General features: G+C 46.0%; 9 protein-coding genes and 3 pseudogenes. 1 reads left to right on the forward strand and 11 read right to left on the reverse strand.

All coding sequences use genetic code 11. From position 1 onward, the window contains the following. Positions 1-2 precede the first annotated feature (2 nt). The 9 genes and pseudogenes from mraY to V6N89_RS16415 form a co-directional block, all read right to left on the reverse strand. Positions 3-1,085: a phospho-N-acetylmuramoyl-pentapeptide-transferase gene (gene mraY / locus V6N89_RS16375; RefSeq protein WP_338518524.1), complete on the reverse strand. Its 1,083-nt coding sequence runs from the start codon at positions 1,083-1,085 to the stop codon at positions 3-5. Beyond that, positions 1,079-2,489 (reverse strand): annotated as a pseudogene (locus V6N89_RS16380) (UDP-N-acetylmuramoyl-tripeptide--D-alanyl-D-alanine ligase). The gene mraY and the pseudogene V6N89_RS16380 overlap by 7 nt, the downstream one beginning before the upstream one ends. After that, entirely contained in the window at positions 2,486-4,033 is a 1,548-nt protein-coding gene (locus V6N89_RS16385; protein WP_346992967.1) for a UDP-N-acetylmuramoyl-L-alanyl-D-glutamate--2,6-diaminopimelate ligase, read from the reverse strand. The pseudogene V6N89_RS16380 and the gene V6N89_RS16385 overlap by 4 nt, the downstream one beginning before the upstream one ends. After that, positions 4,023-5,778 (reverse strand): annotated as a pseudogene (locus V6N89_RS16390) (penicillin-binding transpeptidase domain-containing protein). Before V6N89_RS16390 ends, V6N89_RS16385 begins: the two are co-directional and overlap by 11 nt. Positions 5,779-5,822: 44 nt before the next feature. Then, a complete protein-coding gene (ftsL, locus tag V6N89_RS16395) occupies positions 5,823-6,158 on the reverse strand; it encodes a cell division protein FtsL (protein WP_338518525.1) in 336 nt (111 codons plus the stop codon). Beyond that, positions 6,155-7,096, reverse strand: a complete 942-nt coding sequence (rsmH, locus tag V6N89_RS16400) for a 16S rRNA (cytosine(1402)-N(4))-methyltransferase RsmH (protein ID WP_338518526.1) — start codon at positions 7,094-7,096, stop codon at positions 6,155-6,157. Before rsmH ends, ftsL begins: the two co-directional genes overlap by 4 nt. Continuing rightward, positions 7,093-7,551 carry a division/cell wall cluster transcriptional repressor MraZ gene (mraZ, locus tag V6N89_RS16405; protein WP_159626811.1) on the reverse strand — a complete coding sequence of 153 codons (459 nt, stop codon included), beginning with the start codon at positions 7,549-7,551 and terminating at the stop codon, positions 7,093-7,095. Before mraZ ends, rsmH begins: the two co-directional genes overlap by 4 nt. 372 nt (positions 7,552-7,923) lie before the next feature. Next, entirely contained in the window at positions 7,924-8,748 is an 825-nt protein-coding gene (locus V6N89_RS16410) for a hypothetical protein (RefSeq protein ID WP_338518528.1), read from the reverse strand. Between the two features lie 154 nt (positions 8,749-8,902). Continuing rightward, positions 8,903-9,671 (reverse strand): annotated as a pseudogene (locus V6N89_RS16415) (SapC family protein). Between the two features lie 446 nt (positions 9,672-10,117). On the opposite strand from V6N89_RS16415, the gene V6N89_RS16420 reads away from it, so the two are divergent. Next, entirely contained in the window at positions 10,118-11,332 is a 1,215-nt protein-coding gene (locus tag V6N89_RS16420; RefSeq protein ID WP_338518529.1) for a dipeptidase, read from the forward strand. A 5-nt stretch (positions 11,333-11,337) separates the two neighbouring features. Here V6N89_RS16420 and V6N89_RS16425 read toward each other — a convergent pair whose 3' ends face one another. Together V6N89_RS16425 and V6N89_RS16430 are read right to left on the reverse strand one after the other, a co-directional pair. Continuing rightward, on the reverse strand, positions 11,338-14,478 hold the full coding sequence (locus tag V6N89_RS16425) for an efflux RND transporter permease subunit (RefSeq protein WP_346992968.1): 3,141 nt from the start codon (positions 14,476-14,478) through the stop codon (positions 11,338-11,340). After that, complete coding sequence (locus V6N89_RS16430; RefSeq protein WP_338518531.1) at positions 14,471-15,193, reverse strand: efflux RND transporter periplasmic adaptor subunit; 723 nt, start codon at positions 15,191-15,193, stop codon at positions 14,471-14,473. Before V6N89_RS16430 ends, V6N89_RS16425 begins: the two co-directional genes overlap by 8 nt.

Below are 15,193 nucleotides of genomic sequence, written 5' to 3' on the forward strand. Positions count from 1 at the left end.
CCTTATCTCAATTTCAGGGTTGCAAGCCCTACTAGAACCAAAATGATAGATATGATCCAAAAGCGCACAATAACGCGCGGCTCTGGCCAACCTTTTAGTTCATAGTGGTGATGAATAGGAGCCATTCTGAAAATGCGCTGACCGCGCAGCTTGTATGACCCTACCTGCAAAATTACCGACAATGTTTCAATAACAAAAACACCGCCCATTATGATAAGCACTAACTCTTGACGCACTAACACCGCGAGCACCCCTAAGGTACCGCCTAACGCAAGAGAGCCTACGTCACCCATAAATACTTGCGCTGGATAGGTGTTAAACCATAGGAAGCCTAACCCCGCTCCCACCATGGCCGTACACACAATAACAAGCTCACTAGTCAGTGGGATATGGGGAATGTTTAGGTAGGAAGCAAAATTGGCATTCCCTGTTACATAAGCAAAAATAGCGAATGCACCCGCCACTAAAATGGTCGGCACGATAGCCAATCCATCCAGTCCATCCGTGAGGTTTACCGCGTTACTCGTTCCAACAATCGCAAAGTAAGTAATGACAATAAAGAAAGCGCCAAGCTGCGGGAAGACTTCTTTGAAAAACGGTACCAACAGCGATGTTTCTGCGCTTAACGTAGCACTGCTGTAGAGGAAAAATGCCACACCAAGTGCCACCACTGATTGCCAAAAGTACTTCCAGCGAGCAATAAGGCCTTTCGAGTCTTTGCGGATAACCTTTCTATAGTCATCGACAAACCCGATGATGCCGTAAGCAACCACCACAAATAGCGTTACCAACACATAACGGTTGGTCAAATCTGCCCACAGTAACCCGCTTATAACAATGGCTGCAAGTATTAATAGGCCACCCATAGTCGGTGTACCGGATTTTGACAAATGGCTTTGGGGGCCATCGTCACGCACAGTTTGGCCTATCTGCATGGTCTGCAAATAACGGATCATCTTGGGGCCAATAACTATTGCAATAAGCAATGCGGTCAACGTACTCAATATCGCTCTTAGCGTTAGGTATGAGAAGACATTAAACCCAGATTCGAATTGAGTCAGCCAATCGGCGAGCCAAATTAACATGCGATGCGCTCCCGACGGCTATCAAGCTTTCCCAGCGAAGAGGCCTCAATCGCCTCTACCACGCGCTCCATTTTAGAGCTGCGTGAACCTTTTACCAAAATTGAAATATCGCGCTGTTGCACCAGTAAACCACTTTCCATTGCAGTCAATAAACTTTCGATGTCGCTAAAGTGACCGCCATTTTCATTAAATACGGCGCTTGCTGATTGACTTAACACTCCCATCGTATAGAGATAATCAATGCCTTTCGTTTTGGCATACTCGCCAACTTGCTCATGATAAAAGCGCGCTTTTTCTCCTAGCTCCTTCATATCGCCCAATACCAACACAGTAATGCCTGAAAAGCTGCTAAGGGTGTCAATAGCGGCGTTAACAGATGCCACATTGGCGTTATAGGTATCATCAAGAAGACGAACTTGATCTGTGAGTTGTTTCACGTTGAGCCTGCCACTTACCTGTTTCATTGCAAGTAAGCCATCACGCACGTTTTCTAACGTCGCGCCAACCTGAAGCGTTAGTGCAGCAGCGAGTAGCGCGTTGCCGACATTGTGAATACCAGGGATAGTAAGTTGAACCGAAATATCGCCCTGCGGGCACACCAGATGGAAAGACGCACAACCATCTAAACCAATCGTAATATCTTCTGCATGAAAATCTGCTGGGTTCTTTTGGTCAGGAGAAAACGTAAGCGTTTTGGTTTGCTTAAGTTTCCCTAACCAGAAGTCGGCAAACTGGCTATCAATATTTACAATGGCTACACCGTCGTCGCCAAGTCCTTTGAAGATCTCGCTTTTTGCTCTTGCAACACCTAGCAAACTGCCAAACCCTTCTAAGTGTGAAGCTGCTGCGTTTACAATGGTTGCAACATCAGGTTTAACTAAATTAGTGGTGTAGGCAATCTCGCCGAGATGGTTAGCCCCAAGCTCCATGACTGCGTATTCATGATGAGGCTCCAGCCTCAACAATGTCAGCGGCACACCGATGTCATTGTTGAAGTTTCCTTTGGTAGCTAGCACATTGCCACGGCGTTCTAAAATTGAGGCACACATTTCTTTTACCGTGGTCTTACCGCTACTGCCTGTGACAGCAATAGTTTTAGGGGCAACATGTGCCTTTACCGCGGCGCCTAGCGCACCTAACGCTTGTTTCGTATCTTCTACTAAAATAACCAAGCAGCGTGGTTTCCACAGATTCACTGGCAATAACCGCACTCGCACCAGCTTGTTGGGCCTGAGAAACAAATTCATGTCCGTTAAAATTAGGCCCTTTTAACGCTAGATATACAGCACCTTTTTCTATGGTGCGCGTGTCCGTACTCACCGCAGATACTTCAATGTCCCCGTGAGCACTTTGCAGAGTTCCATTCACTTTGTCGGCTATCCATGACAGCGTTGTTTTTATCATTTGCTGTACTCCTTTTGCAGTCGCGCCACAACTGCTCGTTCATTATAATTTGTCTTGTTGTTATCGATAATTTGATAATCTTCATGCCCTTTGCCAGCAACGATAATAATGTCGTCGCTCCCAGCGTGAGAAAGACAGTGGCGAATGGCCTGCTCTCTGTCTGGTATAGAAATCGCCAAGTCGCGATTTTCAAGGCCAACTTTGATGTCATTAGCAATAGCTTCAGGGTCCTCACTGCGACTGTTGTCTGTTGTGATGACGATAGCGTCAGCACCCGCCTCAGCCGCTTTGCCCATAAGAGGTCGCTTACCCTTATCTCTATCTCCGCCGCAGCCAAACACACACCATACTTTTCCCGTGGTATGAAATTTTGCGCTTAACAGCACTTTCTCAAGTGCATCAGGCGTATGTGCATAGTCCACCACAATGTTAGCTGCGCCCGCTATCGGGAACACTTCCATGCGCCCTGGCACTGGCGTAATGGCGTTGACCGCATTAACAACGTCATCAAAACGTTCGCCCTGTGCCAGTAAAGTACCCACTGCACTTAGCACATTGCTAATATTGAATTTGCCAAACAGTGGCAGCGAGATGGCAGCGGTTCCCCATGAACTCACTAATTCAAAGCTGCATCCAGAAGAATGATAATCGGCATTTGTGGCGAAACAGTGGCGATGATGAGGTTGTTTGTGCGCATCAACCAGCAAGCTTTCTTGTTCATCAATACCGGTCCACACCCGTGTTAACTCGGCATTTGCATGCGCATCCCATTTACTACTCTCTTTATCATTGGCATTAAGTACCACTGCATATAAACCAGGCTGTCTAAGCAGCAAGCGTTTAGCTCTTCCGTATTCTTCCATCGTGCCGTGGTAATCGAGATGGTCACGGGTAAGATTCGTAAATACTGCAATATCGGTTTTTACTGTGCCAAGGCGTCCCTGAACCAAAGCGTGAGAGCTTGCTTCAAAAGCAGTATGGCGCACTTCGCTTTGCACAAACTCTGCCAACAAGTACTGCATGCGTATTGCATCGGGTGTCGTGTTTGCTGCGGGTGTGTTTTTCCACTGGGTGTCTTGCCCCTCAAACACGCTGCTACCGAGTGTTCCAATGCTAGCGCTGCGCGTACCCAATGCATCTTTAATCTGGGTAAGCAATTGAACTGTAGAGGTTTTTCCGTTAGTCCCCGTTACAGCCACTGTTGTCATTTTTTGAGCAGGGTAGTCGTAAAAAGCTGCAGCAAGGGCTGACAACATTTGTGGCAAATCGAACAAAGAGATAATTACGCTGTGATCGCGCATTTCCATTTGTCCATGGGCGGCACTGTCTTCAGTTTGCGCCAATATTACACGCGCCCCTAAACTTATTGCTTGCGGAATAAAATCTCGACCATCCAACTCATGTCCCTTAACAGCAATAAACGCCAGTCGCGTGTTCACCTCACGGCTGTCCAAGGTTAACCCTTCAATACGAATATCTGGTGCGTCGACACCAAACTTTGCAAGTAAAGCACGAATACTTTGAATAAAGGCACTAACTACCACTTTGACCTCCTTTCAACAGGCTGCTAGAAGTGACTTGCTTGTCATCAGGCGCCACATTAAGCATGTGCAGAGCGCCTCCCATAATTGCAGAAAAGACAGGCGCTGCCGTGTCACCAGCGTGGTACAAATCGCCACCTGGTTCATTGATTAACACTACGGTCACAAGACGAGGATCAGAGACTGGCGCAATGCTAAGCAAAGATATTCACGTATTCTTCACCATATCCACCCGCTACGGCCTTTCGACTTGTTCCAGTTTTACCCGCAACGCGGTAGCCTGGCACTGCCGCTTTGGTCGCCGTACCGCCGCGCTGTGTCACGCTTTCCATCATTTGTACGATAGCCTTGGCATTTTCTTCGCTAATCACCCTTTCTGCTTGGGCTTGCCAAGAAGGCTGTTCGGGAGACTTGATGATGTTAAGCGGCGTTTTTACTCCACCATTGGCCAGTGTGGCATATAGTCGCCCAAGCTGTGCTGTTGTTACTGAGATACCATAGCCAAATGATAATGTAGCTAGTTCAAACTCAGACCAACGACTGCGTTCATGAAATATCCCGCTGCTCTCCCCCGCCATATTCAACCCGGTATCGCTCATCAAACCCATGTTGTAATAAGTGTCCAGCAAAAACTGCTTAGGTACTGACAGCGCCAGCTTTGACGTACCCATATTGGACGAGTGTTGAATAATTTCCTCTAGCGTTAGCTCACCGTAATTTCGCGAATCTTTTACAAGGCTTCCGCCAAGACGCATCCAGCCTGGATAAGTATCAACAGAGTCATCGGGCTCAACCTCCCCGAACTCTAATGCGGTTAGTACAGCAAGAGGTTTCAGTGATGAACCGGGTTCAAATGCATCGGTGATAACGCGATTACGCATTCGATGAGGGGAAATATTGCTGCGGTCATTGGGGTTAAATGAAGGCGCATTGACCATAGCGAGTACGTCGCCAGTTTTCACATCAATCACAATGGCTGACGCCGAGCTTGATTGATAGTAAATCATTGCTTCTTTGATTTCTTTGTACGCCAAAGCCTGAATACGCTGGTCGATAGACAGCTGTAAATCCCCTGCTTTCTCACCGGATTTCATTTCAAGAATTTCGACTTGGCGTCCTTTAGCATCACGACGAATTTTGCGCGTGCCAGGCGTACCCGTTAACCACTCGTCGTACATGCGCTCAAGGCCCTCGACGCCGCTATCATCAACGTCAGTAACACCAATAAGCTGCGCCGACACTTCTCCGGTAGGATAGTAACGACGACTTTCTCTGCGCAGGTAGATACCCGGAATATCCAGTTTATCAACGTATTGAGCCATGGCTGGCGACACTTGGCGTTGGAGGTAAACGAAGCGTCGTTTTGGGTTGGCAACTTTGTCTTTTAGCTCATTAACATCTTGGCGCAATACGTCGGCGAGCGCTTCCCAACGACGTTGCTCATCAAAGCCATTGTTTTCATGAATAACTTTTGGGTCTGCATAAATTGCCCTTACTGGCACACTCACGGCTAGCTCTACGCCGTTTCTATCAGTAATTAATCCGCGATACGTTGGCATATTGCGCGTGCGTAAGGTACGGCTATCGCCCTGTTGAATAAGCTCATCTGGCTCAATCACTTGGATGTAAGCAGCGCGAGAAGCGAGTACACCAAAAACCATAATGATGACGACAAGAACGACGACAAAGCGCCAGTGCACTAGACTAGGCGTAACGTTTTGTTTTGCGCCAGACTTTTTGCTGCGCATATTACGTTGAGGCTTATTCAATGATTGTGACGATTCAGCCAGGCTCATTTCAACCTCACTACGACTTCATCGTCAGCGGTAGGACGATACATTTGTAACTGCTTTTCAACCAAGGTCTCAATGCGGTTATGCTCGGTAAGCGCACGTTGTTCAAGCACCAGATTACGCCACTCTACGTCAAGCTCATCTTTTTCTTGCATAAGGTCTTCAAGTGCTATGACTTGCTGACGATTGTGATGACTACTTAGGATCACAGCCATACCGCTTACAATAACCATTAAATACAACAAAACCCGCAACTTGTTGCGGGTCAAATCTGAAACAATAATCAGCAGTAAACTGAAATTCGTGCTTGCTTTATCAGCGCGCTGCTTGGTCATAACTTTTCTGCCACCCGCAACACGGAACTGCGAGAGCGAACATTGTTCGCTATCTCCTGTTCAGATGGTTTAATCGCTTTGCCCAACGCTTTAAGCACTTTATCTGCGTCTATTTCCGCTTGTGTTATCGGCAAATTATGCGGTACGGCCTTTCCCTTACTTTGCTCTTTGATAAATCTCTTTACGAGCCTATCTTCAAGGGAATGAAATGAGATAACAGCCAACCGCCCTTCTTTCGCCAGCACTTCAGTAGCAGCTTTAAGGCCAACGCGCAGTTGCTCTAACTCAGCATTGATGTAAATACGGATTCCCTGAAATGCGCGAGTAGCGGGGTGTTTAAATTTATCTTTTACCGGAACGGCTTCATCGATAATTTTTGCTAACTGAGCAGTACGTGTAATAGGCGTTTCTTCACGTGTATTGACTATGGCGTGTGCTATTCGTTTGCCGAACTTCTCCTCGCCAAATTCTTTGATTACCTGTGCGATATCTTGCTCTTCAGCGCTGGCCAGCCATTGCGCAGCGCTTTGACCGCGTGATGTGTCCATACGCATGTCTAAGGGCCCGTCACGCAAAAAGCTAAAACCACGCTCTGCGTCATCTAGCTGGGGTGAGGACACTCCCAAGTCCATCAAAACACCATCAATTTTGCCAGTTAGGCCGAGGGCTTCAATTTCTCCAGCCATATCACCAAAAGGCGAGTGAATAATGCGAAAGCGTTTGTCATCGGCAAAACGCTCAGCGGCCTTTATCGCCTGAGGATCGCGGTCGAACGCAATCAGTTGCCCCTCGTCATCAAGTGAAGCAAGGATATGTGCAGAGTGGCCGCCTCGCCCAAAGGTGGCGTCAACATAAATACCATTAGGCTTAATCGCAAGTGCCTCTATGCACTCGTCAAGTAACACTGAAATATGTTTAAATTCACTCGGCTGTGTCATAGAGAGAAGTCCTGTAATCGTTCGGTAAGTTCAAATTCGCCTTTGCGTTCGGTGTCTATATCAACCTCAATTTGTTGTGCCCATACTTCGGCATCCCAAATTTCAAATTTGTTTAACTGACCAACCAACATGACTTCTTTTGATAGTTTTGCGTGTGCACGCAGTGGAGTAGGAATAAGAATACGCCCGCTTTTGTCCATCTCTCCTTCTGATGCGTGACCTAACAACAAGCGCTGCATTCGGCGCTCTGCTGGGATCATGCTCGAAAGTTTAATGAGTTTAAGCTCGATCTCTTCCCATTCGGGAAGTGGGTAAAGTAGCAAACAACTTTGTTGTGTATCTACTGTGCAGACTAGCTGTCCCTGACAATCATCCAGCAGCGACTGACGATACTTCGTCGGTATAGCCAGTCTGCCTTTTGTATCCAGATTGATTGCGTTAGCGCCGCGGAACATTCCCCTAGCCTTTTATTATTTGCTCTTGGTTTTCTTATTATTTGAGTACTAATCTGCAAAGTGATGATGATTTGATCCACAATTCGCCACATTTACCCACTGAGATACAGTTTAGGTATCAATGATCCCCACTGTCAAGTAGAAAAGTGCCGTGAAAGCCGCGTATTTACTGGCCTTATACTGTTTAGATAAACAGTAGTTTTAGGAAGTCTATGATTAGGCATGTAAAAAGTTTAACGTGACGCTGACATTAATCGACGAACGGCGGTAAAAAACATATGCCAGAGCGGCATTAGGATTGGAAAAGCGAAGAAAGCTGTTGGAAATAAGAAGAAAGCGCGCACACGGCGCGCTTAAAAGAACCTGAAAGAATTAAAAACGGTACGTTGCTCGTAGGTTAGCGACATCCGCGTCAATATCACTATCTAGATTTCTTGAGTAGCTCGCCTGAATTGAAAACTGTTCATTGAACCAATAATCAACGTCTATGCCAGCTGTCTTGTTATCGTCAAAACCACTCGGTGCGTCAGCATAGCTAAATACGCTACCAACGCTTAGTTTGGGACTAAAGAAATAGCGCGCGCTGGCCGCTATCGCATCTTCGTCATCTGCAAAGTAAGTAGCAAGTAAATCCCATCCCGTACCTGATTTGCCGACCGTAGTATAACGTGTAAAGACAGTGGCAGCGGTGTCGTTATCACTTTCATCGATGATGATATCGTCAAATTGTCCATCAGCATTGTAGCGCGCATAGTTTAGACCTGCGCCAATTTGCCACTCTCTTGTTACGTTATACCCCACCTGCACATTGATATTGGTATTGTCGGTGTCTACAAAGTCGTTATCGGATCTTGAGTGTGTGCCACTGATATCAAGCATCCATTCTTTGTTGAGATAATAGGTAGAAGCAAGAGAGAAACTATCAATTCCATCGATGTTAGCGTAACCGCCAGATACACTTGAAACTCGCTGAAGGTAAGGATTTATTAAATACGCTCCTGAATTTCCTTGAAGCGAATCTAAGTATCGTGTGTATGATGCGCTGTAAAGATTATCGTCAACGCCTTCGATATCCGATACAAGAACATTTACTTCATTTTGGGTAGCAGCAAAAGAAGTAGAAACACTGAAAAGGGAAGCGGCTGCAATAGAGAGTACAGACAGCGTGGCCTTGATTGAAGTTGATTTGATATCCATGTCTTGTCCTAGAAATAGTGTGTTGGGAACGGGGACAAAGATAAGCGATTCAAACTTAACAGATTATGAACGAAAGTTGACGCAATCTGAACTAATCTAAAGGCAATAAAAAACCCCACATAAATGCAGGGTTTTTTATCATAGCGATGGTGAATTACGCGCTTGGCGCTTCTTCACTTGCAGGTTGAGCACTTACTGCTGAAAGCTGCATGCTACGAATAGGGTTTTCAGTGCCGTTTGAAAGCTCAACAAGACGGTTAAGCTGACCTACTGACATCATTACCGCATACATAGCGCCCAAGAAACCCGCCTTATGTAGCTCAAGTACTTGATCGTCAGGTAGTTCAAGAAGCTTCTTCTCGTTAATGCTCATCATGCCAGTCACGTTGCGCTGTGTGCCGTCTTGGTATGTCAAACGAATTTGGATTTGATCAAGCAGGTCTAACTCAACAACTTTATCAACAAAGCGCTGTGTTAGCATTTCGCTGTTAGCAAGGTCGCTTAGGAACTGCTGACGATTGGTAAGGAACTCAGACGGTTCACCTTCAGCAGTGAATAGCGGCTGACCATCTTCAGATGCCAGTTCAGTGTTTTCGTCAATGAAAACGCCTAGCTTGTCACCGTCAGGGCGCACGTCAAATGGATAGCGAAGAATGTTCATTGGAACATGAGGGCCTTGCCACTTGTCGCTCGGTTAGGAACAAGTTTTGTCCTTGCTCTAGTCCAAGCATAGTCACAACATGGTGACGTTTTGCTGTAGTGTCTTCAATGAATACCAATGGCATTGATGAAGCAAGTTGTGCAAATTCACGAATAGACGCTGCAGCTAGGTGAGTATTTTTCGCGAAGCTGAAAGAAGACGTTACCGCAATTTTTAGGTCTTTATGTTTTTCTTTATCTAGCGGTACAAAATTAATAGCCATATTTATTTCTCATACTTGTTTGCTGTGGCATCAGTTAAAAATGAAAAGAGAACGGATACCACGAAAATTACGTTGGCCCTACAGAGTCGCTTCTGTTACCGACGCTCACGGTCGGATCTGGGCGGGGCGCACAGGAGTATTACGCATTCACGCAATGAAGTCACGCACACTTCACCATAACAAGTTTTAAATTTTTATTGCAATGTAAAATTTAGGTGAATACGCACAAACGCTGAAAAAACATACGATTTCACACAGAGTGCAGGTAAATGACCTGCTGCGACGTGACTATTCGTTTGTTTTAAGGGTTGCTTCGCTGTCGCCTATATTGTGGCATGTGCGAATTTGCTTTAGTCTTTTCAGCAATATTTGTTGGTATTAGGCGACTCCAGCGACGAAGACCCGCAATGAGAATCCACATTCAAAATAAAATAAGGAACTTATCTATGAAGGGGCGATTTACACTCTCAACCTGCACATTGGCTATATCGGCATTGTTAAGTGCAGCCGCATTCTCAGCAGAAACGAAAGAATATTCAGCCTCTCAGCAAGCCGTGCGCATTGCCCAAGAAACCATTATTGTAGACGGTCATATTGATGTACCTTATCGCGTTAAAGAGAAATGGGTAGATGTGACTAAGGCGACTGACGGTGGAGATTTCGATTATCCGCGGGCCGTTAAAGGTGGCCTAAATGCCCCATTTATGAGCATATATGTTCCAGCAAGTCTTGATAATTCACCGGAGTCAACACAACTTGCCCATGAGCTTATCGATTCAGTTGAAGCAATTGTGGCCAGGGCACCCAACAAGTTTGCAATTGCGACTAGCCCTTCACAAGTGAAAGCACAATTTGAACAAGGTTTAATTTCATTGCCAATGGGAATGGAAAATGGCTCCCCTATTCAAGGTAGCTTAGATAATCTCAAGGCCTTTTATGAGCGCGGCATTCGCTACATCACGCTTGCGCACAGTCAAGCGAACCACATCTCCGATTCTTCTTACGATTTGCGCCGAAAGTGGAAAGGCTTGAGCCCGTTTGGCAAGACCTTAGTCACAGAGATGAATAACATCGGTATTATGCTAGATATCTCGCATGTTTCTGACGCTGCATTTTATCAAGTTATTGAATTGACCAAGGTTCCGGTAATTGCTTCACATTCCTCATTACGCCGATTCACTCCGGGTTTCGAGCGCAATATGAACGATGACATGATTAAGAAACTTGGTGAAAATGGTGGCGTAGTCATGATCAACTTTGGTTCAAGCTTTGTGTCAAAAGCCGCAGGTCAATGGCGTACAGAACTTACTAATGCGCGCAAAGCGCTTATTGAACAAGAAGGCGAGGATAGCCCAAAACTTGAAAACTTTGACGAGAATTACCGCAAAGAAGTGCCTTACCCTTATTCGACGCTAGATGAAGTGTTAGACCATATCGACCACGTCGTTAAATTAGTTGGCGTCGAACATGTGGGTATTGGTTCTGACTATGATGGTGTAGGTGACTCACTACCTATTGGCCTTAAAGACGTAGCCAGTTTCCCTAATCTTGTTCAAGGTTTACTTGACCGAGGTTATCAACGTAACGACATAGAAAAAATCCTTAGCGGCAATGTACTTCGCGTTTGGCAGCAGGTAGAAGACTACGCTGCTGCTCACTAACATTTTTACTTACTTGTTTGACGGCGTACTAACAAATAGTACGCCGCGGGCAACACTAACAGCGTTAAAAGCAATGCGCTTAACATGCCTCCAACCATAGGAGCTGCAATTCGCTGCATCACTTCACTTCCTGTCCCTGTAGCAAATAGCACAGGTAAAAGCCCGATAATGATAGAAAAAGATGTCATCATTACAGGGCGCAATCGCATGACAGCGGCATGAATAATGGCACTTTTTATGTTCGCCTCATTACGTGGCTTTGTGTCTTGTAAACTAGCAGTGATATGTTGATTTAAATAGACTAACATTATTACGCCAATTTCTACTGCCACGCCTACTAAGGCAATAAACCCAACACCAACGGCAACAGACAAGTTGAAATTAAGACTGTAAAGTAACCAAATACTGCCCACCATAGCTAAAGGCAAGGTGGCGAGGATCAGCAAGACATCGCTTAGGCGATTAAATGCCATATACAAGAGTAAGCCTATTATGGCTAAGGTAATTGGTATCACCACAGACAGTCTAGCCTTCGCGCGCTCAAGGTACTCAAATTGGCCAGCCCAAACAAGCGAGTAGCCCGCAGGCAATGTTAAGTGGTCACGCAAGTATGCTTTCGCTTCATCAACATATCCACCGAGGTCGCTATCGTCGATATCCACGAATATCCAACCGTTCAAGCGAGCATTCTCACTTTTAATGCCTGCAGGGCCTTCCTCTATGCTAATGTCGGCTACGTCGCCAAGGGTAATATGTGCGCCACTTGGCGTGACAAAGGGCAACGTCGACATCGCTTGTGGAGTATCTCGGTATTCTTGAGGAAAACGCATGCTCACGGGATAACGCTCTCGCCCTTGAATAGCTTGTGTTACAGTTTTTCCCCCTATCGCAGTCGCGATTAGGTTGTGCACTTCATCAATACTCATACCGTACATCGCCGCTTTAGATGCAGAAACATTAAGGTCTATATAGCGTCCACCCACGACGCGCTCAGCATACACTGACGTCGTATGCTCGATATTGGATAGTAATGATTCTATCTGTTGGCCTAACGACGCTATTACATCTAACTCAGGCCCTGCAACTTTGATCCCAACTGGTGTCTTAATGCCCGTTGCCAACATATCAATGCGCGTTTTAATGGGCATTACCCATGCATTGGTGAGCCCTGGAAACTGCACCAGCGCATTGAGCTCATCTTTGAGTTTCGAGGTAGTCATTCCATGGCGCCATTGCGACTTTGGTTTCAGCTGAATAAAAGTCTCAATCATGGTCAAAGGTGCGGGATCAGTGGCACTTTCTGCACGGCCAACTTTACCAAATACGCTTTTCACCTCTGGTACCGTAGCAATGAGCTTGTCTGTTTGTTGCAGTAGCTCTCTTGCCTTCCCGATTGACACCCCAGGATACGTAGTGGGCATATACATCAAATCTCCCTCATCGAGTTCAGGCATAAATTCGCTGCCTAACTGGCTTAATGGCCACAGCGATGAAAGCAAGATCAACAATGCACAAACCAACGTGAGAATAGGATAACGCAAGGTTGTTTTAAGCAAGGGTTTATAGGCTTCTACCAGTACTCGGTTAATAGGGTTGTCTTGCTCTGACCTAACGTTTCCTCTAACAAAATAGCCCGCCAGAACCGGGATCAGCGTAATAGCAAGTAATGCGGCAGCCGCCATTGCATAAGTTTTAGTAAAAGCCAGTGGCGAAAACAGTCTTCCCTCCTGCGCTTCTAATGCGAAGACGGGAACGAAAGAAATGGTAATGATCAATAACGAAAAGAATAGGGCTGGACCAACCTCAGATGTCGATTTAGCCACTAGTTGCCAGCGAACTTTTGACGTTATATTCGCATTTTCATTGTTTAAGGCGTGTTGGTGCAGATGTTTGTGGAGGTTTTCTACCACTACGATAGCCCCATCCACCATGGCCCCGATGGCAATGGCAATACCACCTAAAGACATGATATTGGCGTTCAACCCTTGTAGCTTCATGACAATAAACGCCCCTAGAATACCTATAGGCAGACTTATCATCGCAACCAAAGAAGAGCGCACGTGAAATAGAAACACCAAACACACAAGCCCTACCACAACGAGCTCTTCGATAAGCTTATCGAAAAGTGTAGACACTGCATTGTCGATAAGCGTAGAACGGTCGTACACTGGCACAACGTTTACGCCTTCTGGTAAGCTCGACGACAAACTCGATAGTTTCGCTTTTATGGCGTCTATTGTTGTCTTAGCGTTTTCGCCATAACGCATAACGACAATGCCACCCACCACTTCTCCATCACCATTGAGCTCAGCAACACCTCTTCGCATCAATGGCGTTTCGATGACCCTCGCGACATCACCAATGGTTACGCTTATACCATTTTCGATAAGCCCTGTAGGAATGGCTTCTATATCGCTTATCTGTCCAATGTAATTTTGGGCAGTTACTATGTATTCCGCCTCAGCCATTTCGATGACTGAAGCGCCTGTTGCGCGGTTACCTCGTTTTAACGCAACCTCAATAACTTGGGGAATAAGGTCAAAAGCACGTAGCTTTTCAGGGTCGATAACAACTTGGTATTGTTTGACCATTCCTCCCACAGGGGCCACTTCTGATACACCTTCAACCGATTGTAATTCGAACTTTAAAAACCAGTCCTGCAAAGTGCGTAACTCACCCAAGTCCAGTGGATTTGCCGAATCTGGAGCATTTTGCAATGCATAAATATATACCCAACCCACGCCAGTAGCATCTGGGCCTAATTGCGGTGTTACACCTTCAGGCAATGTTGACGAAGCTTGACTCAGGTATTCCTGAACTCGACTTCTCGCCCAATACATATCGGTATCATCATCAAAGATAACGTACACGTACGCATCACCAAAAAAAGAATACCCCCTAACGGTCCTTGCGCCCGGCACCGACATCAATGCAGAGGTCAAAGGGAAAGTCACCTGATCCTCAACAACTTGCGGTGACTGGCCTGGGTAGTTCACTTTTACGATAACTTGTACATCAGATAAATCTGGAATGGCATCGACGGGCGTGTTTTTCACTGCCCATACTCCAGCAACACTGACAAAGACTGCGCATAGCAGTACCATTACGCGGTTGGTGACCGACCACCTAATTACTGATTCAATCATGATTCATACCCATTTGATGCTGATGTGAATCCATAACCTCTTCGTCAATAGGTTGCATATCGACAATCGTAAATGATTCGCCAGTAACAAAGGTGAAACGAACCTGCGTACCAATATTGAATTGCGTTGCGTCGATGTGGGGAGAAAGTACGAAAGACATGGTTGCAGGCCCCCTTCCCCATTTCTCTATTGGGCCTCGCGCTATTGTAAATACAGCAATATTATCCTCACCAACAGATTTTTCCTCAATTTTCCCTGTCGTTGTTGCTTGATTATCTGGCGCTCGCATGCGAGTGAAATCACTGTCTTTTGATGACTCTGCATCGATCAGAAACTGTGCAGAAACAACCACATCATCGTCCGGAAGGAGACCTTTGGTCACTTCAAAAAACTCTGTGTCTTGAGCGCCTAAAGTGATTTCTACTGATTTGAAATGCCCCGTACCATCACTGACTACAACCAATGTCCGCGTAGCGGTTCTGATAACCGCACTTTTTGGTACAAGCAATACTTGTTGCTGCTGCTTTGGCCGTATATTCACCGTGGCAAACATGTTTGGCTTGAGTTGATCGTTGGGGTTAGCAAGAGCAATGCGCACCTTAAGCGTTCGCGTGGGCATAGATAGTGATGGATAGATATAATCAACGTCACCTCGATAGACCTGCTGTGGCAAACTTTCAATACTAATTTCAGTATGATCACCTAGGCCTATCAT

Origin of the sequence: Alteromonas gracilis (assembly GCF_036870955.2) — a bacterium.
Lineage (GTDB): Bacteria > Pseudomonadota > Gammaproteobacteria > Enterobacterales > Alteromonadaceae > Alteromonas > Alteromonas gracilis_A.